This is a genomic window from Niabella aquatica, from assembly GCF_054779315.1.
In genome coordinates, this window is record NZ_BAAGYM010000015.1 from 111,760 (window position 1) to 136,091 (window position 24,332).

At 44.1% G+C, this 24,332-nt stretch carries 15 protein-coding genes; 2 read left to right on the forward strand and 13 right to left on the reverse strand.

The genetic code is table 11. The features are described from left to right. Nucleotides 1–34: 34 nt before the first annotated feature. The 7 genes from ACYVBM_RS12995 to ACYVBM_RS13025 form a co-directional block, all read right to left on the reverse strand. Nucleotides 35–1,114: a family 16 glycosylhydrolase gene (locus tag ACYVBM_RS12995; protein WP_460686099.1), complete on the reverse strand. Its 1,080-nt coding sequence runs from the start codon at nt 1,112–1,114 to the stop codon at nt 35–37. A gap of 70 nt (nt 1,115–1,184) precedes the next feature. Beyond that, a complete protein-coding gene (locus tag ACYVBM_RS13000) occupies nt 1,185–3,044 on the reverse strand; it encodes a hypothetical protein (protein ID WP_460686100.1) in 1,860 nt (619 codons plus the stop codon). Nucleotides 3,045–3,175: 131 nt separating this feature from the next. Next, complete coding sequence (locus tag ACYVBM_RS13005) at nt 3,176–4,693, reverse strand: RagB/SusD family nutrient uptake outer membrane protein (RefSeq protein WP_460686101.1); 1,518 nt, start codon at nt 4,691–4,693, stop codon at nt 3,176–3,178. A 17-nt stretch (nt 4,694–4,710) separates the two neighbouring features. After that, on the reverse strand, nt 4,711–8,157 hold the full coding sequence (locus ACYVBM_RS13010; RefSeq protein WP_460686102.1) for a SusC/RagA family TonB-linked outer membrane protein: 3,447 nt from the start codon (nt 8,155–8,157) through the stop codon (nt 4,711–4,713). A gap of 158 nt (nt 8,158–8,315) precedes the next feature. Then, complete coding sequence (locus ACYVBM_RS13015) at nt 8,316–9,338, reverse strand: FecR family protein (RefSeq protein ID WP_460686103.1); 1,023 nt, start codon at nt 9,336–9,338, stop codon at nt 8,316–8,318. Nucleotides 9,339–9,472: 134 nt separating this feature from the next. Then, complete coding sequence (locus tag ACYVBM_RS13020; protein WP_460686104.1) at nt 9,473–10,057, reverse strand: RNA polymerase sigma-70 factor; 585 nt, start codon at nt 10,055–10,057, stop codon at nt 9,473–9,475. 195 nt (nt 10,058–10,252) lie between these two features. Beyond that, on the reverse strand, nt 10,253–11,578 hold the full coding sequence (locus tag ACYVBM_RS13025) for a sensor histidine kinase (protein ID WP_460686105.1): 1,326 nt from the start codon (nt 11,576–11,578) through the stop codon (nt 10,253–10,255). Between the two features lie 277 nt (nt 11,579–11,855). On the opposite strand from ACYVBM_RS13025, the gene ygiD reads away from it, so the two are divergent. After that, nucleotides 11,856–12,692: a 4,5-DOPA-extradiol-dioxygenase gene (gene ygiD, locus ACYVBM_RS13030; protein ID WP_460686106.1), complete on the forward strand. Its 837-nt coding sequence runs from the start codon at nt 11,856–11,858 to the stop codon at nt 12,690–12,692. 37 nt (nt 12,693–12,729) lie between these two features. Here ygiD and ACYVBM_RS13035 read toward each other — a convergent pair whose 3' ends face one another. Beyond that, nucleotides 12,730–13,902 (reverse strand): redoxin domain-containing protein, encoded by a 1,173-nt coding sequence (locus ACYVBM_RS13035; RefSeq protein ID WP_460686107.1) that lies wholly within the window; start codon nt 13,900–13,902, stop codon nt 12,730–12,732. A gap of 75 nt (nt 13,903–13,977) precedes the next feature. Continuing rightward, on the reverse strand, nt 13,978–15,450 hold the full coding sequence (gene gatB, locus ACYVBM_RS13040; protein ID WP_460686108.1) for an Asp-tRNA(Asn)/Glu-tRNA(Gln) amidotransferase subunit GatB: 1,473 nt from the start codon (nt 15,448–15,450) through the stop codon (nt 13,978–13,980). A gap of 601 nt (nt 15,451–16,051) precedes the next feature. Here gatB and ACYVBM_RS13045 point away from each other — a divergent pair. Continuing rightward, entirely contained in the window at nt 16,052–18,640 is a 2,589-nt protein-coding gene (locus tag ACYVBM_RS13045) for an SdrD B-like domain-containing protein (protein WP_460686109.1), read from the forward strand. Nucleotides 18,641–18,737: 97 nt separating this feature from the next. Here the strand turns inward: ACYVBM_RS13045 and ACYVBM_RS13050 are convergent, their stop codons facing one another. From ACYVBM_RS13050 to alaS, 4 genes are all read right to left on the reverse strand, one after another. Next, nucleotides 18,738–19,736, reverse strand: coding sequence for a PDZ domain-containing protein (locus ACYVBM_RS13050; protein WP_460686110.1), 999 nt, complete (start codon nt 19,734–19,736; stop codon nt 18,738–18,740). Nucleotides 19,737–19,824: 88 nt separating this feature from the next. Next, nucleotides 19,825–20,121 (reverse strand): hypothetical protein, encoded by a 297-nt coding sequence (locus ACYVBM_RS13055; protein ID WP_460686111.1) that lies wholly within the window; start codon nt 20,119–20,121, stop codon nt 19,825–19,827. A gap of 33 nt (nt 20,122–20,154) precedes the next feature. Next, the gene (locus ACYVBM_RS13060; RefSeq protein WP_460686112.1) at nt 20,155–21,048 is read right to left on the reverse strand and encodes an ion transporter; all 894 of its coding nucleotides are present in this window, start codon (nt 21,046–21,048) and stop codon (nt 20,155–20,157) included. Between the two features lie 413 nt (nt 21,049–21,461). Next, nucleotides 21,462–24,098 (reverse strand): alanine--tRNA ligase, encoded by a 2,637-nt coding sequence (gene alaS / locus ACYVBM_RS13065; RefSeq protein WP_460686113.1) that lies wholly within the window; start codon nt 24,096–24,098, stop codon nt 21,462–21,464. Between the last annotated feature and the right edge of the window lie 234 nt (nt 24,099–24,332).

Here is a 24,332-nt window from a genome sequence, read left to right on the forward strand (position 1 = left end):
CTTTTTTATTACAGTGCGGGGGCGGTATGCCCAATTATTTTTTCTGAAATACTCTTACATAATCAATTTCATAGGTGGCAGGCAATACCGATTCATCTACGCCCTGTGCACCGCCCCAGTTTCCGCCCCAGGCAAGGTTCAGCTTCAGGTAAAACGGCATATTGAAGGGCCAGGTGTCTTTATTCCCTGTCTTATCATTCTGAAACGTGAAATATACTACTCCGTCTATATATCCCTTTATAAAGTCGGTCGTCCACTCAACTGCATATACATGAAATTCATCCTGCGCCGTGGGAACAAGTTTCTGAGCTGTTTTTTGCGTATTGATAGTATGATTATATGCTTTGCTATGGATAGACGCATGAATTTGATTAGGATCGTAGCCAACGTGTTCCATAATATCTATTTCACCATCATCGGGCCAGGCGGTAAAGTTTTTCGGCATCATCCAAAACGCCGGCCAGGTTCCTTTTCCTTTGGGAAGCTTTAAACGCGCCTCAAAATAACCATACGTCCAGCTTTTATTGGTATTCATGCGAATGGAATAGACGGTTCCGTTTATTTTCTTTGCGGTAAGGCGAAGGATGCCGTCTTTTACGGCCGCCAGCTGATCCCCATCCTTGTCTCCGCTGACATAAGTTTGCAGCTCATTATTTCCCCAGCCTCCGCCACCGGTTTCATAGAACCATTCGGCGCTCGGCTTAGTGCCATCGCTAAATTCATCATTCCAGACCAGGGTATAGCCTTCCGGCGTATTCACATTAACGGCGGGTTTACCTTTCTGTGTTACAGGAATGCTCACCCGGTTGCTTCCTGATTTAACGATTACCGAGCCTTCACGTGCATCAGTCGTTGTATTGGCAGCAATCGTTACTGTTACTTTCCCTGTTGCATGAACAGAGCCTGCCGGGCTGCAGGTGATCCAGTTTTCATTGCTATATACCGCCCATTCCCGTTCGGCTGTAATATCCACCGAGGAGACAGATTCGCCATAGTCTGCGTTGATCTGGGAAACAGAGCAGGTAATATTGCCTCCTTCTGTTTTCACATTATTACTGTTTTTGTTGCAGCACAGTGAAGCAAGCGCCATTATAGATAAAATAAACAGGTTCATTGTCCTCATATTTTTATTTTTAAAAGCATGTGCGGCAAAACCAGCATGCCGCACATGCATGATCATCTTTTTATTGGTTGCAGGTGGATTCTTTCAGGATGATATTGCTGATGGTAATTTCGGTATTCGCCGGGTTTCCGCCAAAGTCAAAAACCAGGTTGACCTTATCTATATCTATACCATCCATAGCAGGCACTTTAAGCACAAAATCTTCATAGGCAGTCAGGCCCACGTTTTTGGTAAAGAAAAATGTATTATCATCATCTACCTTAGTAAGCTTAACAGTTACACCGCTGATATTCTTTGATGCGTTCAGTACACAATAAAAATCGTATTTATTGGCGCTGCTGGTGCTGATATTCGTTGTTTTGAAATGTACCTGTGCCTGCCATTGTCCAAATGTTGCTTCAGGAAGTGTGATCTTATACGAATTCCCATTGGCTGCCAGTGCAGGATCGGCGATCTGAGCCCATCCCGGAGCGTAGTAGAAGAAGTTCGTATAATTTACCGTTTTCCATTTGTTGCAATCTGAATTCGGAAGCCAGTTTACATTGTCTTCTCCGGGACCTTCAATAACCGTACCATCATCGCAACTGTGTTCTTTCAGCACAACGCGGCTCATGGTCACCACCGTTTCAGCAGCATTTCCACCAAAATCAAGCACCAGGCTCACCTTATCCATATCAATTCCAGGCATGTCGGTTTTAATAAAGACATAATCTTCGTAGGCCTTTAGCTTGATCTTTTCCTCGAAAAAGAATGTACCATCCTCTCCTGTCTTCACCAGCTTAACAGTTACATTATTGTGGTCTTTAAAAGCATTGAACACGGCGGAAAAGTCGTAATTTTTCGTTGCCTGGGTGGTCATGTTTGTCAGGTATTTCACCTGCGCCTGCCAGGTTTCGCTTGTTGCTGTGGGCAAAGTGATCTGGTAAGCGTTGCCATTGGCCGAGAAACCGGGATTACCGATCTGATTCCATCCGGGAGCGTAATAGAACTCGTTGGTAAAGGTGGCCGTTTTCCAGAAATTACAGTCGCTACCAGGATCATAGCCTCCTACTTTGGTATCTCCTCCCGATGTCAGGATATAATGCCATGCAATAGATCCGTTGTCGGAAACGAGCTCAAGCTTATTCGCTGAAATGCCTACTACCTTATACTTTGGTGTTTGGTAGGCCTCGTTGTTCGCAAGATAAGGGAACAGTGTTTGCGAAGGGAATGTCAGGTACACATCTGTGCCTTCGCCAATAAAATTATAGGTGGTTGTTTGTTCTGAAACGGGAGCCATAAAATCTAATCCGTTATTTGGGTTATGCGCACTGAACAACGAACTTTCTTTATTAACATACACCGTGCCCCCGGCACCCGGGTTGTAGGTATATTTCATATTGTTTGTAAACGTCAGCACGTCATCATATAGTCCCCAATCGGCTTTCTCGTTAGGCAATGCGCTCCACCATTCTGTACCATCGCTGCCAGAAGGGCCGCAGGCCAGGTGCGCAGGTTCTTTTCGTGCGATGGACCAGGTTTTGCTTTCTTTACCGGCTATGAGTCCGATATATTTATCGAAATCTACCAACGAATTATTAATGGTAAACGTTTTGGTAATGGCTCCATCGCTGATCCCATTAGCGTTCCCGATCCTGATATTCACGGAGTATGTGCCTGCTGTATTGTAAATTTTGGTAAACCCGTTAAGCGTGGAATAAACGGTTTTACTGTTTTCCTCGAAACTCCATACAGGGTAAACACCTTTATTTTTAAGGGTAAAAGTGACCTGGTTAAGTTCCTGGTTCACCGCAATATCCACATCAATATCCGTGGCCAGGGGAATTTCTCCTTCCACAGGATGAGCAATATCTTTTTTACATGCCGCGAAAGTCAGGAGCATAATCAGCAGGCTTCCTAAATAGCTATATATATATTTCATCTGTTTATTTTTATTGATTTTAGTCAGATGGAATGCTGCATAAAGAATATATTCATTCCTTTCGGGTATGAAAATATTCCAGATACTCCTTAGGAGGATATGCGCATTTCATAATACGGTCAGTGCTAAGGTTAATAATTATTTTGCGTCAATGTGCCTCCTGCCGCGTCGATCTCTGACTGCGGTATCGGCAGATACTTCTTGGAAGCCGTCCACGCAGTTGTGCGATACGCCCCATCGGGCACCAAGTACTGAGCGGCATAGCCAGAACGGATCAAATCCCAATAACGCTTCCCTTCGCCTAAAAACTCCAACCGGCGTTCTTTGATGATATTTTCAACGGATGGGGAAATTGAGTTGAGCCCCGCCCGGGTACGTACTTTGTCCAGATAGGTCTGGGCATTTCCGCTCCCGGAGGCGCCGCGCGCGATCAGTTCGGCCGCATTTAATAAAGTTTCCGAATAACGGTAAACGCGAAAATTGTTATTATAGTTCAAATCAGCATCGGCAGAGTGATTGGCATTTCCTCCTTTCCTGGCGATATACTTCTTTAAAAAGAACCCCTGATCCTGGTAACGGCCCTGATAAGAGGCTCCGGTTTGCGCCGCATATTTCGCAAAGTTCAGGATACCACCATCACGTCTTTGATCGTTCTCATCATACAGCGCATATGCATCCGCCTTAACGGGTTCAAATCCCCATCCCGGGTCATAATCTGGACTGCCCGCCAAGTTATTTATACCAATAAACTTAGGATATACCGATCCCCCGTCGTTGGTGGGGTTGTTCCAGGAGCGCACGGCATTGCGGCTGTAATAGTTAATTTCAAAGATAGACTCTTTCGACCATTCACCGCTTTCCTCCCATAGCCCGGCAAAATTGCTGACCAGGTCATATTGTCCGGACCTGATGATCTCTTCCATATATTGAAGTGCCTGGCTAAACCGTGGCTGGTCGTTTTGATACATCACTACTTCGGCATACAGCATATAGGCCATAGCCAGCGATACGCGCCCTTCTTTCCCACTGCTTACCTTCATCGGCAGCCCGCCATTGGTAATGGCGTCCTCCAAAGTGGAAACAATACCCTTGTACACCTCGTCGGCCGTATTTTGCTTAGTGAGATAAGGAAACTCCAGGTTCTTTTCGTAATAAGGAATGTTTCCCCACAGCTTCCACAACCAGGTATAATAAAAAGAACGCAGCACTTTGGCTTCAGCCAGGTACAACGCTTTTGATTGGTCGGAAATGCCTTTCACATTATCCATATACTGCATCACATTATTGGAGCGGTTGATACCAGAGTAAAAGGTTGTCCACAGATCGCTGACCACCGAAGTAGGCAGCGCCGCGTAATTAGACATGCGGTGGAGATAGATACAGTCGTTGGCATCTGCGCCGCCTACATTAACGTCATCGGCCATTACGTCTGATACTAACCCGATGTGGGTGTATTGCCCCCACGCGTAGTCAAACCATTGCAGGGGATCATAGGCCGCCACCAACGCCTCAAAAATGCGGGGCTCGGTGGTATAATATTCGTCAATATATAATTTATCGGGCGATTTCACGTCCAGAAATTTATCCGAGCAGCCGCTATATATAAAAGCTGCAAGGATTATTGTAATTATATAGATTACTCGTTTCATTTTTTTCCGTTTTGTTTTTAAAAGGATAGGTTCAGCCCGAAAGTAAAAACCCTGGCTTGCGGATATACGCCGCGGTCAATTCCAAGAGAGGTGCCACCCGAAGATATTTCGGGGTCGAACCCTTCGTATTTGGTAAGTGTGAGCAGGTTTTCTCCCGAGAGAAACAGCCTGAGCTTAGAAACGAAAAACCTGCGCGTTACCTGCTCCGGAAGCGTATAGCCGAGCACAAGGTTCTTTAGCCTCATATAAGACCCGTCTTTTACGAACAGATCTGAAGACAACCAGTTTCCATTAGCATCGGTAAATGAAAAGCGCGGGATGGTATTTGATGTTCCCTCGCCGGTCCATCTGCCAAGCATATATACTGGTAGGTTGATGTATGATATGTCGACCCTGCGGGTAGCATCGTAAATATCGTTGCCAAGCGTGCCCTGAAGCATGAAGCCGAGGTCTAAATTTTTCCAGGTTACGCTGGTGTTAAATCCAAATGTCCAGTCGGGGCTGCCTTTGCCGATCATGGTACGGTCGGCATCTCCAATGCCGTTAGCGCCGTCTAAATCTACAAAACGCACATCGCCGGGAACAGCTTTGGGCTGTATCAGCGTGCCATCGCTGTAGGCATAGCTATTTATCTCATCCCAGTTCTGGAAAATGCCATTGGTTTTGTAGCCATAAAAATAGGGGAACGGGTAGCCGTTTTGCGCGTAGCTGATGGTACCTACTGTCTGATAATAATCGTAGTTGGCAAACCCTTTTTCATTTCCGAGCCGCACCAGATTGTTCTTAATGTAAGAGGCATTAGCGCCCAGACGCACGCCCCAATCCCCTGCTCTAAACCGATAGGCGGCTTCAAACTCCACCCCTTTGTTTTCCATCTCACCCACATTGCCGATAGGTTTTGCTTCGCCCACATAAGAGGGGACGGGCATGGTCATGAGCATCCCATTGGTTTTTTTGATAAAATAATCCACAGACAGGTTAAACGCGTTCCTGAACAAACCCATATCCAGCCCAACATCTGTCTGTACCGATTGTTCCCACATCAGCGAAGCATTGGCCAGTCCGCTGGGTTTTGTACCTACATATATGGTACCATCCCCGGTTCCGAAAACATAATTGTTGCCAGAAGAGGTTAACGCCACATAACCAAATGCACCTATGCTTTCGTTCCCGTTTTTACCCCAGGAGCCCCGTAATTTCATGGAAGATAACCATTGGGGGCGGGCGTTCATAAACTGCTCATTGGTGATGTTCCATCCCACAGAGAAGGAAGGGAAAGTAAAATAGCGTTTATTAGGGCCAAAGTTGGAAGAACCATCCCTCCGTACAGTGGCCTGGAGCATGTAACGCTCGTCGTAGTTATAGCTCAGGCGGGAGAACAACGATGCCAGTGTGTGCGGTGTAAACGCTCCGCCATACACGCTCATATCGCCGTTGGCAGCCGTTCCGGTGGTAAAGTTAATATTGGCCTTACTACCGTCTTCTTCTATCATGTAGCGGTTTGCCCCGCCTATATTACGTCCTGTTGTTTTTTTGGCCGACTGGCCTACCATCGCTTGGATATTATGCCTGTCCAGGAAGCTTTTTTCATAAGACAATACATTTTCCACCTGCCATACAAAACCGCGGTTCATACTCGACCACACGCTGGATTCCTCCTTATGATTGGACTGCCCCAGATAATATTTAGGTGTCCAGCCGTCATTTCCCCAAAACGCCAGGTCTGTTCCAAAAGAAGACTTAAACTTCAGGTTGTCCCAGATGGACAGCTCGCCCCAGAAATTGGAGATAAACTTATCGGCATTGCCTTTATTGCCCGGAAGCGCAAGCTGCGCCAGCGGGTTGGTGATTTCGTTATAGTCTCCCCCGGCGATGGTAAACACCCGGCCTGTTCTGGGGTCTTTCACTGCATTCGGATGCCGGGCAAGCGCGGCTTCCTCGTCTTCTTCGTACAAGCCCAAAAGCGGGGAGAACGCCAGAGCGCTTCCTAATGGTGAGCCGTACTCGGAGTTGGTGGAAATGCCCGTGGATTTTATCCGGGAATAGGAAACATTCACCCCTAAAGAGAACTTGTGCAGGAAGTTCCGCTCTTTAGTGTCCAGCAGGTTGAAAATAGTGTTGGACCGTAGCGTCATACGGTTATAGTTGGAGCGGTCCCAGTTGCCCCCTACAATACCTTCCTGGCTATAATACCCTGCCGAAAGGAAGTAATTGACTTTCTCGCTTGCGCCGCTAACGCTGAGCTGATGGTTGGACATTGGTGCGTTTTTGTTAAACACCAGGTCCTGCCAGTCTGTGCCCGACCCATAAGAATAGGGGTCGGCATAGCGGGGGCTTTGCCCGGAATTTAGCAGCCCTTCATTTATGAGGATAGCATATTCTGTGGCATTGAGCACTTCGCGTTTTTTCCACCGGTTTTGAAACCCTTTTGAAAAATCGTAGTTTACCTGCGGCTTTCCGATGACTCCTTTTTTGGTTGTTACCAGTATAACGCCGTTAGCGGCCCTTGTTCCATAAACAGCACCCGAAGCCGCGTCTTTCAATACTTCAATGGAGCTGATGTCGGTAGGGTTCAGGTAGTCTATGCCTCCATCTATCGGCATCCCGTCCACGATATATAGCGGGTCGCTGTTGTTGATGGTGCCTATCCCCCTTATCCTTACCTTGGAGCCTTCGCCCGGCTGGCCGGAAGATTGCGTAACCATTACACCTGAGACCATCCCTTTCAGGGCATTGTCCACCCGTACGGGTGATGTATTTTTTAAATCATCGGCCGATACCCTGGAAATAGCTGCCGTTACCACGCTTTTCTTTTGGGTACCGTAACCTATCACCACTACTTCGTCAAGGCCCTCTATAGCAGCGACCAGCCTTATCTCAACCGAGGTACGGTTGCCCACGATTATTTCCTTCGTTTGATAACCAACCGCGCTTATAATAAGTACCGCCGCATCTCCAACGGTTATGGAATATTCCCCGGCATCATTGGTAGCCACGCCGTTGACGGTTCCCTTTTCTGTTACTGAGGCTCCCGCTATAGGATTGCCTTTTTCATCCGTTACTTTACCGGTGACCGGAAGGATCGCATTTTCACTGGGCTTTCCTATAACAACTACCAGCCCGTTATTAATCTTTTTGTAGGAAAAATAAGTGTTAAGCAATACGGTTTGCATGATGTAATCGATGGTGGCATTTTTAGCTACCACGTTTACTCTCAGATCGCTTTTTCGCACTTCTTCATTATATACAAACCGATAATCATACTTTGATTCTATTTTCTTGAGAATCTCGGGTATGGTAGCTCGTTCTATATCCAGGTTAATCCTCTGCTGCGAGGCGCCTTCAAAAGCCATTACCTGAAATGAAGTAATAAGAATTATAAAAACCGCCAGCTTCATTTTTAGAATAATTTTTATAAGCAGTGGGGCTGGGCAAAACCCGGCAAGGCAATTATATTTTTTCATATATTGCAATAGTTTAAATGATAGAATAGCTGCTGTCGCAAGCAGTGATGCTGTCTTAATCCGGCGGAAAATGGTTGCAACATTTTCCGCTTTATTTTTTTTGCTTAAGTTTTTGTATTCATTGTAGTGCAATCGTTTTTTGTTAGAAAATATAGTTTTTAGTAAATAATTACCCGGTCCTTTTCTATATGGTATTTAAAACCGCCTACCGCTTTTAAAGATTCAAGCACATCTTCGAGCGAATCGTTTTCAAAAGTTCCGTTGTAACGTATGCCATCTGTGCTATGGCGAAGCTCGATGGTAACATTATACCAGCGTTCCAGTACCGGCAGCAGGTTTTCGATCTTCTCCTGCTCAAAAACCAGCCTGTTTCTTGTCCATTCTGTTTCTACAACCGGCGTATTTTTTTTATTAGCAGCAATATTCAGCAGCTCAAAGTTTTTGATATCTTTCCTGAGCGTGGCCGGCCCGCTGTTTTCAGGTATTATATTTTGTATAATAATCTTTTCATTCGGCTTCAGCATTATCTTTTCGTGCTTTTTATTTTTCAGCAATACTTCTACAGCTCCTCTTAATAAGGTAGTTTGGGTATTGGCTTCATTAGGGTAGGCCCGCACGTTGAAGGCAGTGCCCAGTACTTTTACGTCGAGCGTGGTGGTGTGTACAATAAAAGGGCGCGAAGGGTCTTTTGTTACATCAAAATAAGCTTCTCCTGTGAGCGTAACTTCACGCGTATTGCGGCCAAACTCTTTATCGTAAATGAGCTTTGTATCTGCATTTACCCATACTTTAGTGCCATCGGGCAAAACCAGGTTGGTTTTGGAGCCTTTTTTCGTGGAAACAATATTCGCTACCTTTTGCAAATCTGTACCTGTATGAAAAAAATAAAATGCTGCCAATCCTGCTACCAAAACCACCGAAGCTGCGGCCAGCCATACTTTGATCCTCCGGTACCTGCCGGTTAAAGCAGGTGGTTCTTCCCGCTGATACATTTTTTGATGTAATTGCTTTAATGCATCATTTACCGCATCATCACTGATCTCGTTTTTATAACTAAGTGAACTGGCAAATATTTCATCTATGCCTTCTGACAGCAGCAAATTACGATCATTCTTCCTGGTAAGCGCCGATAACTCTAACTGCTCTTCAAGCGTCAGCTCCCCGGCTTTTTTTCTTGTCAATAGATATATTAACCTTTCGTTGTTCACCTGTATAAAGTATAGCTTACAAACAAAGACGCAGTACAGCGAGGTTTTCCCCCAAAAGGAAAAAGATTTTTTTTGAACAGGGCAATAACAGACAGGAAGGACCTGTTTTAGGAGGCCCCCTTTTTGCGCTCTTCTATCATTGCAGTTAATATGCCGGACAGCTTTTTCATGGCAATCGTCATTTGGTTTTCTACTGTTTTTACCGATACTTCAAGCAATTGTGCTACTTCGGCATATTTAAGTCCGTCTTCTTTAATGAGCTTAAATATCAACCTGCACTTGGGTGGAAGGCTGCTGATGGCTGTATTAATCTGATGAAAGGTTTCTTTATGGATGAGCCTTAGCTCATGATTGCTTAATTCATATACAAAATGTTCCCCGGCCTCTTCAATGCTGATGCTTTTCCTGAGGTCCTTATACCCTTTGCTGCGCGTATAGCTGATGGCCCCATGTTTTGCGGCTATATACAAATAATGAGCAAGGTTTCTGACGGTAGGTAACATTTTACGGTTTTGCCAAAGCTTCAGCATTACATCCACACAAATTTCTTCTGCAACAGGTTGATCTTTCAAAAGCGCTGTTGTATAAGAAAGCAGTCCCGGATAATAGATTCTGAACAGCTCATCAAAAGCCTGCTCATCACTATTTTCGGAAATAGCGTGTATGAGATAAGATAATCGTTGAGGCTGCATCGTTTGACGAAAATAAAATTATTCGGCAATTAATAACGTGCCGGTGACCTTTTTATTACAATCCTTCAAACTGCAGCGGCTTCATGTAGGCCAGGATGTTCCCGTATAATGCTCCTGGCCGCATTTGGCCAGCCTGTAATATCTTTTCCTTAAGTATTGTTTTTTAATGCCTTATAAAAATACAACCCCTCGTAATTAGCAAGCAGCCTCTGCAACTCCCAGGTTTATTTTAGAAAAAGCACCAGGGATAATTACTGCAGGTAGCTCCAAAGAAAAAGTGGTACCCTTATCATGATTGTTTCTGAAAGTTAATTTTCCTCCCAGCATGTCTGTAAATTCTTTACAAAGCATTAAGCCCAGCCCAGTTCCTTTTTCATGAGCCGTACCGCGCCTGGAACCCGGGTTTGTAGAAAAAATATTGGATTGCAGGGCTTCAGGGATGCCTATCCCGTCATCCTTTACTTCCAGCACGCACATGCCATGCTCTGCTCTTGCTGAAAGCCAGACATTACCTCCCATGGGTGTGAATTTAATACCATTGATCAGCAAATTCCGTACGATAAGCTCAAGCATCTGGCTGTCTGCTTTTACCTCTGTATTTTCAGGCAAATCAACCCATAATGAAATTTTCTTTTTGTGGCTTATATGCCGCGACAATTCGATCACAGGCTGCAACGTTTCTTTTAAGCGGAGGTTACGCAGGTCTGCCTGAAAATTATACCCCTGTTTTTTGGTCCAGGCAAGTATATTGGAAAGCAGTAATGAAGTATTTTTTGTCATCGCAAGAAGCTGTTCGTTCATCTCCTTTTTTTCTTCTTCCTCCATATCAAAATCCACCAGTAGCTCCAGATACCCCTGTAAAGAAGCTAATGGTTCTTTTAAATCATGACCCAGGATAGATAACAGTTTATTTTTAGTATTATTAGCTTCCTGCAGGGCAGCAGTTTGCGCAATCAATTGCTTCCTTTGCTCATTGTACGTTCTGCGCACATATGCTGCAATTAAAAATGCAAACCCGGCCGTTATAAAATAAGTCGCCACAAGATCTATATACCTGTCTGTAACAGAAGGGTAAGTTGTTTTAATAGCGCCGGGAGCTAAAAGCTCCAACATTATAAGTCCAGAAAGCAGCAGGATATTAACAGGCAGCCATATAAAATACTGCCTGGTAGGAGCGGTTAAAACCGAAACCAGGAAGGCCAGCAAAAACATTGCATAGCTTGGGCCATTTGCGCCAGAATTGTAATAATAATTAGCAGAAAGGCCAAGGCACAAAAACACCTGGAATATAGCAGCCGACAGCTGATGAACTCCTTTAAATCTTGACAGGTAATATAAAACACCTGCAATGCTTGAAATAATAACCAGCGCCAGCGGCAAATGCGGAATATGAAGCCCATATGCAACCGGAACACTTATTAAAATGCATAATACAAGCAGTACACATACTGCATGGAATATACGGACTTCAAGGGCAAAAGTATTTTCATTACCTATTAACCATTTCCAATAATAAGTCATACCACATTGTTTAAAGGGGCAACGCAGATTTCTTCAGAATGGGCAGCACGTAATGAAAAAATTAATGCCTGCTCCTTGCTAAAGCTTAATTCTGGTTCATAAAGATAAAGATTTTAAAATCATATTTTATTTATGCACCACATAAAGGTCACTTCTTTATATATTTTTTTAAATATTATATGGTAAGCAACCCGACAAAAAACCTTTTGTATTCTCTTAACCCAGTTTAATAATCTTCAAAATCAACTGTTGTAAGTTTGCAACTTACAGCTATAATATGACAGATATTTTTACATTCAGAAAATTCACAGAAGATCTAAAGGAGCAGGATCAGCCTATGCCGGTATTGTTTATAGGTCATGGCTCTCCTTTAAACGGCATAGAAGACAACGAATTTTCTAAACGCTGGGCTGCTATTGCCAGCACTATTCCCACCCCCGCAGCCGTACTGGTGATATCTGCGCACTGGTTCACCCGGGGAACCCGTATCACAGCGATGGCTTTCCCTGAAACCATCCATGATTTTGGAGGTTTTCCACCTGAGCTGTATGCAGTGCAATATCCGGCTCCCGGAGACCCTTTGCTGGCAAATGAAACCGCGGCGCTTTTGCACGCTGCCCATCCGGTACTGGATCACGATTGGGGCCTGGATCATGGCGCATGGACAGTAGTAAGGCATATGTACCCCGATGCCAACATTCCGGTTTTACAGCTAAGCATGGATTATACCAAAGGCCCGCAGTATCATTACGAATTAGCGAAGGAGCTATACTCCCTACGTAAAAAAGGCGTTCTTATTTTAGGCAGCGGCAACATGGTTCATAACCTGGGAATGCTGGCCTGGGATAAAATGGATCTTCCCGGCTATGGCTATGATTGGGCCATTCAGATAAACGATACTTTTAAAAGCCTGATCGGCTCAGGCAAGCATGATCTTTTGATCCGTTATGAAACATTGGGCAAAGAAGCGCGCCTGGCCGTTCCTACACCAGAGCATTATTTACCGCTCTTATACACATTGGGCCTGAGAGACAGCAAAGACCATATTTCTTTCTTTAATGATAAGGCAGTAGCCGGATCTTTAACGATGACATCTGTACTGATGCAGCATTAAAATCACTCCGGAACCGCGTTTAAACAGCCGCCAGGGCTTATTTCAGCAGTTCTGCCAGCTTGTGTTCCAGCTCAGGGCCACGTAAACCCTGCGCAATTATTTTTCCTTCCGGATCTACCAGCACGTTGAAAGGAATGCCCTCAAATCCATATAAAGCAACTACTGAAGACTGCCAGAATTTAAGGTCGCTTACCTGTGGCCAGGTCAGGTTATCATCTTTAATGGCTTTTAACCAGGATTCTTTCTTTTCATCTAATGAAACACCGAGAATTGTAAAGTTCTTATCTTTAAACCTGTTGTAAGCAGCCACTATATTAGGGTTTTCCATACGGCAGGGCTTGCACCAGCTGGCCCAGAAATCTACCAGCACATATTTTCCTTTAAATGAGCTCAATGCCAAAGGGCGTCCATTGGCATCGGGCATTGTAAACTCTGGTGCCGGCCTGCCTACCAGGTTTCCTTTACCCGCATTATCTATTTGCGCCTGCAGGTCTTTTTGCAGGGAAGCCAGGCCCGTATGACCGGGATCTTTCTTTATTGCATCAGCAATAGTGGAGCTTACCTGCTCATTACTAAGCGGTTCCAGTCCAACAGCAGGATTGTTAGCCGATGACTGGTAATATCCTAAAACAAACATGGTTAGCGCCACATTGTTCGAATTTTTGATTTCACTTAAAGCAAGATCTTTTAAATAGGATGATGCTTCGGCCCTCGTTTTTAGCAAAGGAGCAATCAGGCTGTCTGGTTTGTTAAGCTGATGAAGGCTGTCTATTTTAGTGGCCTGAACATAAATGTTTTGAAGCTTTTCATTAAAGGAAAACATAAAAGTTTTCATTTTTTCACTGGCCGGAGAGCCCTTTACTTCATATTTTTCAGAGAACTGGTTGTTTTCTTTACTCATCACCACATTTATCTCTACCGATGGCTGGTCATTGATCACTGAAGCTACGGGGTACATACCCTGGTCTAACCTGATGTTATAAATAGCCGATTCTCCGGTTTCGGTTTCTATGGAAAAAGTACCATCGCTCTTTAAAACAGCCGAATCGACAATAGTGGGCCTCATCGTACCAATAGGCACTTCTTCCAGGTACACCATTTTGCCATTGGCATTAATTATTTTCCCTGAAACGGTGAAACTGTTTTTGTCTTTGTTGTTGCAGGCCAGCAGCGAGAGAATCACTGATGCTGTAAAGAATATTTTTTTCATTGTTGATATTTTCAGTCCATTGACGATAGACCATTGTAATTTGACGCTATGGACTATGAGCTATTGACTATGGACTTACTTCAATTTTTCCAAAATAATTTCATTGGTCTTTTTCGGATCAGCCTTGCCTTTAGTACGCTTCATTACTTCACCTACAAACAAAGCCAGCAACCCTTTTTTACCTTTTTTATATGAGGCCACCTTATCAGCCAGCTGTTCCAATACCGCATCAATGACCGGCTCCAGCGCTGATGCGTCAGACTGCTGTATCAGGTTATTTTTTTCTGCTAAAGTAAGCGGCTCTTCACCCGGGCTTTGTAATAAAAGTTGCATAAGCCGGGTAGATGCTGTTGAAAAACTCAGCTTCCCTTCGTCCACACATTTTATAAGCGCTGCTATTTGCGCAGGTGGCAAAGGAAATTCACTGATCATTTTACCATTATCGTTCAGCCAGCTTTTAACCGGCCCTAATATCCAGTTGGCAATGCTTTTAGCCGGGGTTGCGTCTCCTCCTTCTTCCAGGCCGGAAAAAGCAAGGCATGCTTCAAAATAATCCGAAACCTCTTTTTCTTCCGTAAGTACCTGTGCATCGTAATCCGGCAGGCCGTACTTTGTTGTATATATTTCAACACGCGCTGCAGGTAATGCCGGAAGCGTTGCTTTTATTTCGTTGATAAACGTATCTTTTAAATCAAAAGGTGTCAGATCCGGATCAGGAAAATAACGGTAATCCTCCGCATCTTCTTTGTCCCGTATGGCAAATGTGGTTCCGTTACTGGCATCAAAGCTGCGGGTTTGCTGCCGGATGGGCTTCCCGGCCTCTATCATTGTAATCAATCGCTGTGCTTCAAAATCAATCGCGCGCTTTACATTGCGGATAGAGTTAAGGTTCTTCACTTCCACCTTGGTGCCCAGCTTTTCATCTCCTTTTTTTCTTACAGAAATATTGGCATCGCAACGCATGCTGCCTTCTTCCATATTCCCATCACATATGCCGAGGTAACGTACCAGCTTGCGCAGTTCGCTTACATAAGCAAAAGCTTCATCACTGCTGCGAATATCGGGTTCGGTTACAATTTCCACCAGTGGTGTACCGGCACGGTTATAGTCTACCGCGGTATTGTTTTCATCCACATCATGCAGGCTTTTTCCGGCATCTTCTTCCAGGTGAATGCGGTTTAGCCTTATGTGCTTTTCTCCCCCCGCAGTTTTAACGGTTACATGGCCCCCTTTACAGATAGGCGTGGTATGCTGTGATATCTGGTAACCTTTGGGCAGATCGGGATAAAAATAATTTTTGCGTGCGAAATAGTTTTTATTTTCTATCTCACAATGGCAGGCCAGCCCCATTTTTATAGCATGGCCAATGGCCTGGCGATTCATTTTTGGTAAAGTGCCGGGATGTGCCAGTGTAATGGGACTTACGTGCGTATTGGGTTCGGCACCAAAAGCAATGCTGTCGCCACAAAATAATTTGCTGTGTGTAAGTAACTGGGCATGCACCTCAAGTCCTATCACTATTTCGTATTGATCGTTTATCGTGCTCATTAAAAGCTGTAAAAATAAGGCGGATTTCTTATTTGAGGTCCGAAATCTGAAATTCCGTTTCCGTATCAAAAAAAGCCGGCAGTTTTTAACTACTACCGGCTTCCCAAAAACCTAAACCACAAAACGCTTTTAAAAATGGCTGAAAACGTCAGCACATTGCATCACCAAAAAACTAATATTTAATTAACAAACCAAAACTATTTTTGTTCAATCCAAGTATCCGCGATCAGGTATTCCTGTTATAAAGGAATTTATTTTACTTAGTATATCATTATTGTATAGTTTTTTCGCGCATTAATAACAATCTATTGAATTTCAATACTTAAATCACATATTGAAGAAAAGTTAAATATAATTTGTATATCTTGAACCTAAATAATAACTTCGCATGCAAATTAAATTTTAACAAAATACCCTGAAACAAGATCTTCCAATAAAGATGATCATGACTGCTTATTTATGAAAGATTACCGGAACTTTTCCATAACCACTATCCTATTTTTTTACATGCCGTTACCCTTGCCTTTTTATATACAGCAAGCACCAACGGACTTCTTATACGCTTAAAATCAATCATGTCACTAAATTCAATACTATTATCATGAACGCTCAAGACCAAAATCTTCACTCTTTATTTAGAGTGTATGTAAGCCTTTTACTGTTAACCCTGCTTTTTTTAACCAGTACCAGGGTTTCGGCCCAGGAGTTCCCCTGCGATGGCCGGCTGTACTTTACCAGGCAAATGACCGGAGGCACACGGGTGAGCGCGGTAACGGTTTCCGGTACCAGCACTGTAAACGTTGCTAACGTAGCAACTATTTCAAATTCTAATACAAATGCTACCGTTTATTATAACGGTTATGTATATACACAGGCATGGAGTGTTAATAGCACTAATCAAACAACTTTTACCTTATTAAGGAGCAATTATGCCGGACAATATACCACCAAAACAATTCCTACCAGCCTCATACCTAATGCACAATATAACAATGCCGGTGTTGATAAAAACGGCATTATGTATATATTGGCGACCACGGTTACAGGTTCTGGCAGCAGCGCTACCGTTAAGCTGTACAAAATAGACCTCAAGCAATGGGCTGGTGCAGGATCTGAATTAACGGCAACTTCTGTGGATTGTGCTATGCCTAATGCAAGCGGTGTAATATGGGGAGATATTGCTTTTAATCCCATTACAGGTAAGGCCTATGCGTGGTACCATCCTTCCTCGACCCCTTCCGGATCGCAGCCTACCCGTGGTTTATACGAAATACAGAATATTACCTCTGCCAGCCCAAGCATTGTTAAGGTGGGTAACACGGCTAATTATACAATGGGCTCTCTTTTCTTTGATGAGCGCGGACGTATGTTCGGGTATGGCGTAACAGCAGGTGGTGGTGATCAAAAATATTTCTATAATGTTAATTTGTCCAACGGTCAGCCCTCACAAATAGGTGAATCTGAAGTCTCGGCCCAATCAGACGGCTGTGAGTGTATGTACCGTCTCAGCCTTACATTAACCGGCGGTGATAACGGGAATGGCACGGTGGATATTCCCTCCTGTTCTACTCCTGCCAATTTCAACTTCCAGTTTACAGCCACTAATACAGCTTCGGGAAGCTTCTCCGGTATTACTTTCGATTTCCCGCTGGATAGCCGTTTTTCTTTTGTAGCATCTGCTACAACGCTTAAAACTTTCTTTGATACCCAATTTCCGGGATCTAATAGTGTTGTAACACTTTCCGGCATAAACGGGGGAACCAATAATCATTTATATGTAACAGGCATTTTCGTTAAAGGCACATCAGAAAGCGGGGGAAATGCAGTGGTTACTACGTTTGGCGTTGATGTAAAAATTGCCGATGCCAGCGCTATTGCCAATAATGAAAAAGTACAATTCCAGGCTAATATAGGTGGCCTTACTGCTTATTATGGTACAACAGAAGGATCTTCGGACCCCCTGCTTTTTGGCAAACAGGCTACACAACTCACTTTCCTGAGAACCGACGATTGTAATAAATCCATATCCGGTACCGTATATAATGATCCGGATGGTCCTGCCAATGGTGTAGGCGGCACTGTTATGGAAGGCATTGTTGTAACCATCTACCTGGCTGATGGTACTACACAGGTAGCGACTACAACCACTAATGCCCAGGGTATTTATAGCTTTGCCAATTTGCCCGCGGGCAATTATGTTGTAAAAGTAACCGAGCCCAGCGGCTATGCGCATGTAAGCTCTACTGATGTTGCCGGCAGCCAGGCAGACGGAAGTACGCCGGTAACCCTGGGTACTTCAAACATAGGCAATGTCAATTTTGGTTTACAGCATCGCCCTTCGGCCTACAGTGTAAATAGAGAAGTTACAGGAGCTCCTACACCCGACATTGCCATTCCCTTAACCAACATGCCTTTACAGGGCAGCGATCCGGAAGATCAAAATAATCAATCTGACTGGACCAGCACCAATAACGGGGGAAAGCTGATTATTACAAGCCTGCCTTCTGGAGATGATGGGAACCCCAATGGCTTTGAACTCTCATACAACAGCCATATTATCACTGCTGCTGATATTGCTGCCGGCGGATATGTTATTGAGAATTATAACCCTTCTTTATTGGTACTCACACCTCGTACCCCAGCCGGAAACGTTACCAAAACAACATTTAAGTATAAAACCATGGATTCATTTGGTGCTGAAAGTAACGAGGCCAGTGCTGTTATTACTTTCACACAAGCTTTACCGGTAGTATTCGGAGCCATCGATGCCACTTTCTCAAACGGCGTTTTAAACGTAACCTGGCAGTCGCTCACAGAAGAAAACAACAGTCATTATGATATACAGGTATCGGAAAATGGTGTCGATTTTGTAACCATTGGGTCTGTAAAAAGCAAAACTGAAGACGGTAATTCTTCCCTTCCTATCAACTATACCTTCTCTAAATCTGTCAATGAAATAGCGCTGGGAATAGCTGTTTTAGCAATGGCAGGAGGATTGGGATTCAGGAGAAGAAAACTGGCATCTTATGTATTGCTGAGCATGGGACTAACAGCCGCTATTTACTCCTGTACCAAAGAAAGAGCTGATCTGGTAGATAATAAAGAGTCAAAACTGTTTGTGCGGATTGCGCAGGTAGATAAAGACGGCTCCAAGTCTTATTCACAGGTTATAATTGCTGTAAAAAAATAGCAGCCTGATTTTATAGAGATATCCTGTAAATTAAAAAGTGCATCTGACAGTTACTGATCAGATGCACTTTTTTTAAATACACTCCTGCAAGACAACTTTAAAGATCCGCTGTTTTTATTTTTTTACTGAAAACAATATCAATATTTTGAGATTTACCCTTCCGGTCAACTTTCAATTTCATAGAAGCGCCCGCACGGATTTTTCTTTTCTGGACCAGGAGGTCGTCAGTGCTATTGAGTACAACAGTATTGGCTTCTTTAATAATATCTCCCTCACGTAATCCTGCTTTGTCTGCATCGGAGCCTTTTTCCACTTCAATTACTTTAACCCCCGTACCGGTTTCCACATCCTGTATCTTTATCCCAAGCCTGGGGCCCCCGGCTGTGCTGAAGTTGGGATAGGTTTGAATATTCCATTTCCTGTTTCCGTCATTTCCTAACTCGTTTTGAAGATGATTTCTAAAAATTTCATTTAGCTCAAAGTTAGGAGTGGCATTAAACGTCATAGTCTGCGGCGCCTTCCATTGGGTAAGCGTTGCCGTAACAGCCGTTTTTTTACCCGCCCTTATATAGCCGATCTCTACTTTATCGCCGGGACTTTTGTCTTTTAAGGCTTTGGACAATTCATCGGGCGACGCTATTTCTTTGCCATCTATGGCTGTAATAATATCTCCCTCTTTTATACCTGCTTTTTCAGCGGCACTTTCTTCGCTTACGCTTCTTACCGTTACCCCTTCGCCGGTTTTTTCTGTGGTTACACCCAGCATGGCTTTATTGGTAGCCAAAGGGATATAGTTCATATTTCCAAAGCTTCTAAAGGAGCGCGCCCCATCGCTCCAGTCATCCCCTGCAATTCCGCTAAAATTGTCAAGATCCTTTATTTTTATTCTTTTAACAGTAATATTTCCTTTCTCGTCCTCCTTTAAAGGCTTGCCATTTACAGTAATATGCTCCCCGTCCACAACAATATTCATTTTGTCATTATCGGTTCCTTTTTTTGTAATGATGATCCGCTCCACATTTTTGCCCGATTCTTTTTCCTGGGCGAATAAAATACCGGGAAGCGCTGCAGTTATTAGTAAAAATATTTTTTTCATTTGTCAGGATTTTAATTACTACGTTAAACTTCGTATTTCAAAGATAAGAGAATTTCTAAAATACGAAACGTTTCGGAAGTGTTAATATTTAATCAATCAGCCGGAAGGAAAAAAACATGGTAATGAAAAACAGGATGACTAAACCTATAAGAAATAAAATGCTTGCAACACGCTCTAAAAAGGCACTCCTTCGGTTTTGCCGGTTGAGTGATAAAAAAGAGAGCAGCGCTGCGCCCATGAAAAATACCATAGCCACGCTCGAGAGCTCATCAATTACTGTTAATGAAGATTTACTGAAAAATCGTAACGAGGTGATAACGAGAAAACAAATGCCAATAAGGTTGGACGAGGCATTCAGCACGTGCGGGGATCGGGGTTCTTTCATTCGTTTCGTTTAAGGTTTTGATTCCTTCTTTTGTTAAATATCCGTTTTTTCGGTTTTGAGCAGGGCTCCGCATTTCTTGCAAAAAAGCGCATCTGAAGCGTGATTCTTATTACCACAGCCAGGGCATACCCGGTCGTCATTTTCAATGTCCCTGTATTTTCTCACAAGCGATGCCGACATAATGCCTGTGGGAACAGCAATGATGGCATAACCCAGGATCATTATAAACGAAGCGATAATTTTTCCTATAACCGTCATAGGCGCTATATCGCCATAGCCAACCGTGGTAATGGTAACAATAGCCCAGTAAATGCTTTGGGGTATGCTGTGAAATCCCGGGTTATGCTTATACTCTATCACATACATGAGAGAACCCAGGAAAATTGTCAGCAGCACAATAAAAAAAAGAAAAACCATGATCTTGCTGAAACTGCGCAGCAGCGCAAACATCATATACCGGCTTTCGTCCAGCAAGCGCACCATACGAAAAATACGGAATACCCGCAGCAGGCGGAAAGAGCGGATGAGCATGAGCATATGCCAGCTGGGCAGTATAAACTCCAGGTAAGAAGGCAGGATGGCCAGAAAATCAACAATGCCATAAAAGCTGAGGGCATATCTTTTCGCCTCCCGCACACAATACAGCCTCAGGAGATATTCTATGGTAAAAACCACCATAAAAAAATAATCGAGAACCCGAAAGGCCGTAGCATAAGCAATAGCAACAGACTCCACACTCTCTAGTATCAGCAATATAATATTAACCAGAATTAGTATAAACAGCCCTGTATCAAATAATTTTCCCGCGGGTGTGCTGCTTTGAAAAATAGTTATATACAGCCAACGCCGGAAGCTGCCCTTTTCTACAGGGGCATTCTGGTCCTGCAATACATCATGCTTGTCGGGTATCATTCGGAAAAGAGACATCAACCAAAGTAAAATTAAAAAATGGAAAATGAAAATATTTATGAGGCCGATACAAAGTTGTTTGTTTGGCCCTGTTGATATTTTACCCGGCCAAAAGACGGTTATTGCCAGATTATCTTTTCCGGCCAATAAAAGATGTTTGTAAGCTTAGTAGCTATTTATGGATCATAGGACAGGCATTCGCGCCTGATAGCTGATATATTAAAACTTTTCTCATGCCTTTTTACATGAGGCAATCAAAGCCTGATCAGAAGCAATCTCTTACGGTTAGCTTACCTCGCCGCGTTGCGGGAGGCCGGCAATGGAAAAACAGAACCATTGATTATGTTAGACCCGTTATGATTGTTTCGCAGCCGGTTCCGTTGCAGGAAACCCGTCTGCGAAAGACAAGCTAATCATTTAAAATAAATTCCTTACAACAATCCTTTTACCACCTCTATCACCTTTTGCAAATTGCCCGCCTCCTGCCCTCCGGCAGTAGCCAGTGTTTTTTGTCCGCCGCCGCCGCCTTTAATCAATGGGGCAATATGCTGTTTAATGATCTGGCCTGCATCGAGGTTTTTTGCCGCTACCACGTTCTCTGCAATGCTTACCGCCACAAACGGCTTGCCGCCGATGTTGGCGCAAAGTACCACTACAAAATCTTTCAGGTGGTTTTTCAGGTCTGCACAAAGCTTCTTTAACGCATCGGCATTGCTTACCTCCACTATATCCCCGATAAAGTTTACCTGGCTGATGATCTCATCTTTATGTAGCAGTTCATTACGGATACCCACCAGTTCACGGGCTTCCAGGCGCTCTACATGCTTTTCCAGCACCGCTTTCTCTGATATAAGCTTTTCCACCGCTTTTATCGGATCATTGGTTTTTAATAATTCATTCACTGCTTTATTCTGGTTCAGGCGCTCATACATGTATTGCAGCGCTGCCGGACCGGTAAGCGCTTCAATACGGCGCACACCCGCCGCTACAGCCGATTCGCTGGTAATTACAAACAAACCGATCATACCGGTGTGCAACACGTGGGTACCGCCACAAAGCTCTACCGAAAATGCGGGGTCGATAGTTACCACTCTTACCATATTGCCGTATTTTTCACCAAACAATGCCATTGCGCCCAGTTTCAAGGCTTCCTCTTTAGGCATTTCCTTTATCACAACCGGCAGATTTTCCCTGATTTTCTCATTTACAATACGCTCTACCTGGCGAATCTCCTCATCCGTAATTTTGGCAAAATGCGACACGTCGAAACGCAGTACATCAGGAGAAACCAGCGAACCTTTCTGGTTCACGTGCGTTCCCAGCACCTGCTTTAAAGCCGCATGTAATAAATGCGTTGCCGTATGATTATAAGTGGTAAACACCCTTTTTTCTGTATTTACGATAGCTCTTAACGGCTTTGTAATATCTGCCGGCAGCTTATCGGTAAAATGAATGACCAGGTCGTTTTCCTTTTTGGTATCGCTAACAAAAATCTCTTCCTGCCCATCAAACACCATCTTTCCCTTATCGCCCACCTGTCCGCCACTCTCTGCATAGAAAGGTGTTGTTTCCAGAACCAGCTGGTACTGTTCTTTACCTTTTGCGGAAACCTTACGGTATTTGATCACTTTTGTACCGGTGTTCAGATCTTCATATCCCACAAATTTTGACGGTCCCTCTTCTCCCACCAAAATCCAGTCTTCGGTATCAACAGCCGTTGCAGCCCGGGAGCGCTCTTTCTGCTGTTTCATCTCAGCTTCAAAACCCGCTTCGTCTACCTGCAGATTATTTTCAGAGGCGATCAGCCGGGTAAGATCTGCAGGAAAGCCATACGTATCATACAGCTCAAAAGCATCTTTGCCATTTACCCGCCCTCCGTTTGCAGATTTAATAATATCATCAATTCTCTTTAACCCTTTTTCCAAAGTGCGCAGGAAAGCATCTTCTTCTTCCTTAATTACTTTTATAACAAAGCCTCCCTGTTGCTTCAATTCGGGGAACACCTGCTCAAACTGTGTGGCTATCACTGCAACCAACTGGTGTAACAGGGGTTGCTTATAATTTAAACAGGAATAATAATAACGAACAGCGCGCCGCAAAATACGGCGGATCACATACCCGGCACCTGTATTAGAAGGCAATTGGCCATCTGCTATGGTAAAGCTGATGGCCCGGATATGGTCGGCCAGCACGCGAAAAGCGATGGCCTCTTTGCTGTTGCCGTAATCGTATTTTTTGCCGGTAATTTTTTCAATTTCAGCAATGGTTCCTGTAAATACATCGGTATCGTAATTGCTGGTTTTGCCCTGCAGCACGCGCACCAGGCGCTCAAAGCCCATACCGGTATCTACGTGTTTGGCGGGTAAAGGCTCCAGGCGGCCATCTTTTTTCCTGTTGAACTGGATAAATACATTGTTCCATATTTCTATTACCTGCGGATTATCTGCATTGACCAGGGTTTTACCCTCAACAGCGTTTCTTTCTTCCTCCGGGCGGCAGTCTACATGTATTTCCGAACAGGGACCACAGGGGCCTGTATCGCCCATTTCCCAGAAATTATCTTTTTTCTTTCCTTTTAAGATCCTTTCAGGATCGATCCATTTCGCCCATTCATCATAGGCTTCCTGGTCAAAAGGCAGGCCTTCTTTTTCATCTCCTTCGAAAACCGTCACGTACAGCCGGTCTTTGTCCATTTTATAAACAGCGGTAAGCAATTCCCAGCTCCACCCGATCGCTTCTTTTTTAAAATACCCGTCTGCCGGACGGGCAGGATCGCCAAAGCTCCAGTTGCCGAGCATTTCAAACATCGTGTGGTGGTACGTATCTACTCCCACTTCTTCCAGGTCGTTATGCTTACCGCTTACCCGCAGGCATTTTTGAGTATCGGCCACCCGCGGATCAGGGCTTTGCCTGTTTCCCAGGAAATAATCCTTGAACTGGTTCATGCCGGCATTGGTAAACATAAGAGTGGGATCGTTCTTCACTACAATCGGAGCCGAAGGCACAATCGTATGGCCCTTGCTTTTAAAAAAATCTAGGAACTGCTGTCTTATTTCGCTGCTGGTCATTGTATTAATTTAAGGGCAGCAAAGATAGAGAGAAGTTGGGAAGTCAGGAGTCCGATGTCAGAAGTAAGAATCGAGCTTCGTCTTCCGACCTCCGGCTTCCTGGGTCCTTTTCAGCCTTTCGCTTTCAGCTTCCGGCCTGTGTTGCCCCGGTCTTCCTATTTTTACCGTTCATCCAAAAATGTTTTTAATCCGCAGCCTGTTTGTTAAATTCGTGGTTTCTCATAACAAAACTCC

Excerpts from the sequence above, each read along its gene's own strand:
- ACYVBM_RS12995 (WP_460686099.1), bottom strand. The coding sequence starts at position 1,114 with ATGAACCTGTTTATTTTATCTATAATGGCGCTTGCTTCACTGTGCTGC.
- ACYVBM_RS13000 (WP_460686100.1), bottom strand. The coding sequence starts at position 3,044 with ATGAAATATATATATAGCTATTTAGGAAGCCTGCTGATTATGCTCCTG.
- ACYVBM_RS13005 (WP_460686101.1), bottom strand. The coding sequence starts at position 4,693 with ATGAAACGAGTAATCTATATAATTACAATAATCCTTGCAGCTTTTATA.
- ACYVBM_RS13010 (WP_460686102.1), bottom strand. The coding sequence starts at position 8,157 with ATGAAAAAATATAATTGCCTTGCCGGGTTTTGCCCAGCCCCACTGCTT.
- ACYVBM_RS13020 (WP_460686104.1), bottom strand. The coding sequence starts at position 10,057 with ATGCAGCCTCAACGATTATCTTATCTCATACACGCTATTTCCGAAAAT.
- ACYVBM_RS13025 (WP_460686105.1), bottom strand. The coding sequence starts at position 11,578 with ATGACTTATTATTGGAAATGGTTAATAGGTAATGAAAATACTTTTGCC.
- ygiD (WP_460686106.1), top strand. The coding sequence starts at position 11,856 with ATGACAGATATTTTTACATTCAGAAAATTCACAGAAGATCTAAAGGAG.
- ACYVBM_RS13035 (WP_460686107.1), bottom strand. The coding sequence starts at position 13,902 with ATGAAAAAAATATTCTTTACAGCATCAGTGATTCTCTCGCTGCTGGCC.
- gatB (WP_460686108.1), bottom strand. The coding sequence starts at position 15,450 with ATGAGCACGATAAACGATCAATACGAAATAGTGATAGGACTTGAGGTG.
- ACYVBM_RS13045 (WP_460686109.1), top strand. The coding sequence starts at position 16,052 with ATGAACGCTCAAGACCAAAATCTTCACTCTTTATTTAGAGTGTATGTA.
- ACYVBM_RS13050 (WP_460686110.1), bottom strand. The coding sequence starts at position 19,736 with ATGAAAAAAATATTTTTACTAATAACTGCAGCGCTTCCCGGTATTTTA.
- ACYVBM_RS13055 (WP_460686111.1), bottom strand. The coding sequence starts at position 20,121 with ATGAAAGAACCCCGATCCCCGCACGTGCTGAATGCCTCGTCCAACCTT.
- ACYVBM_RS13060 (WP_460686112.1), bottom strand. The coding sequence starts at position 21,048 with ATGTCTCTTTTCCGAATGATACCCGACAAGCATGATGTATTGCAGGAC.
- alaS (WP_460686113.1), bottom strand. The coding sequence starts at position 24,098 with ATGACCAGCAGCGAAATAAGACAGCAGTTCCTAGATTTTTTTAAAAGC.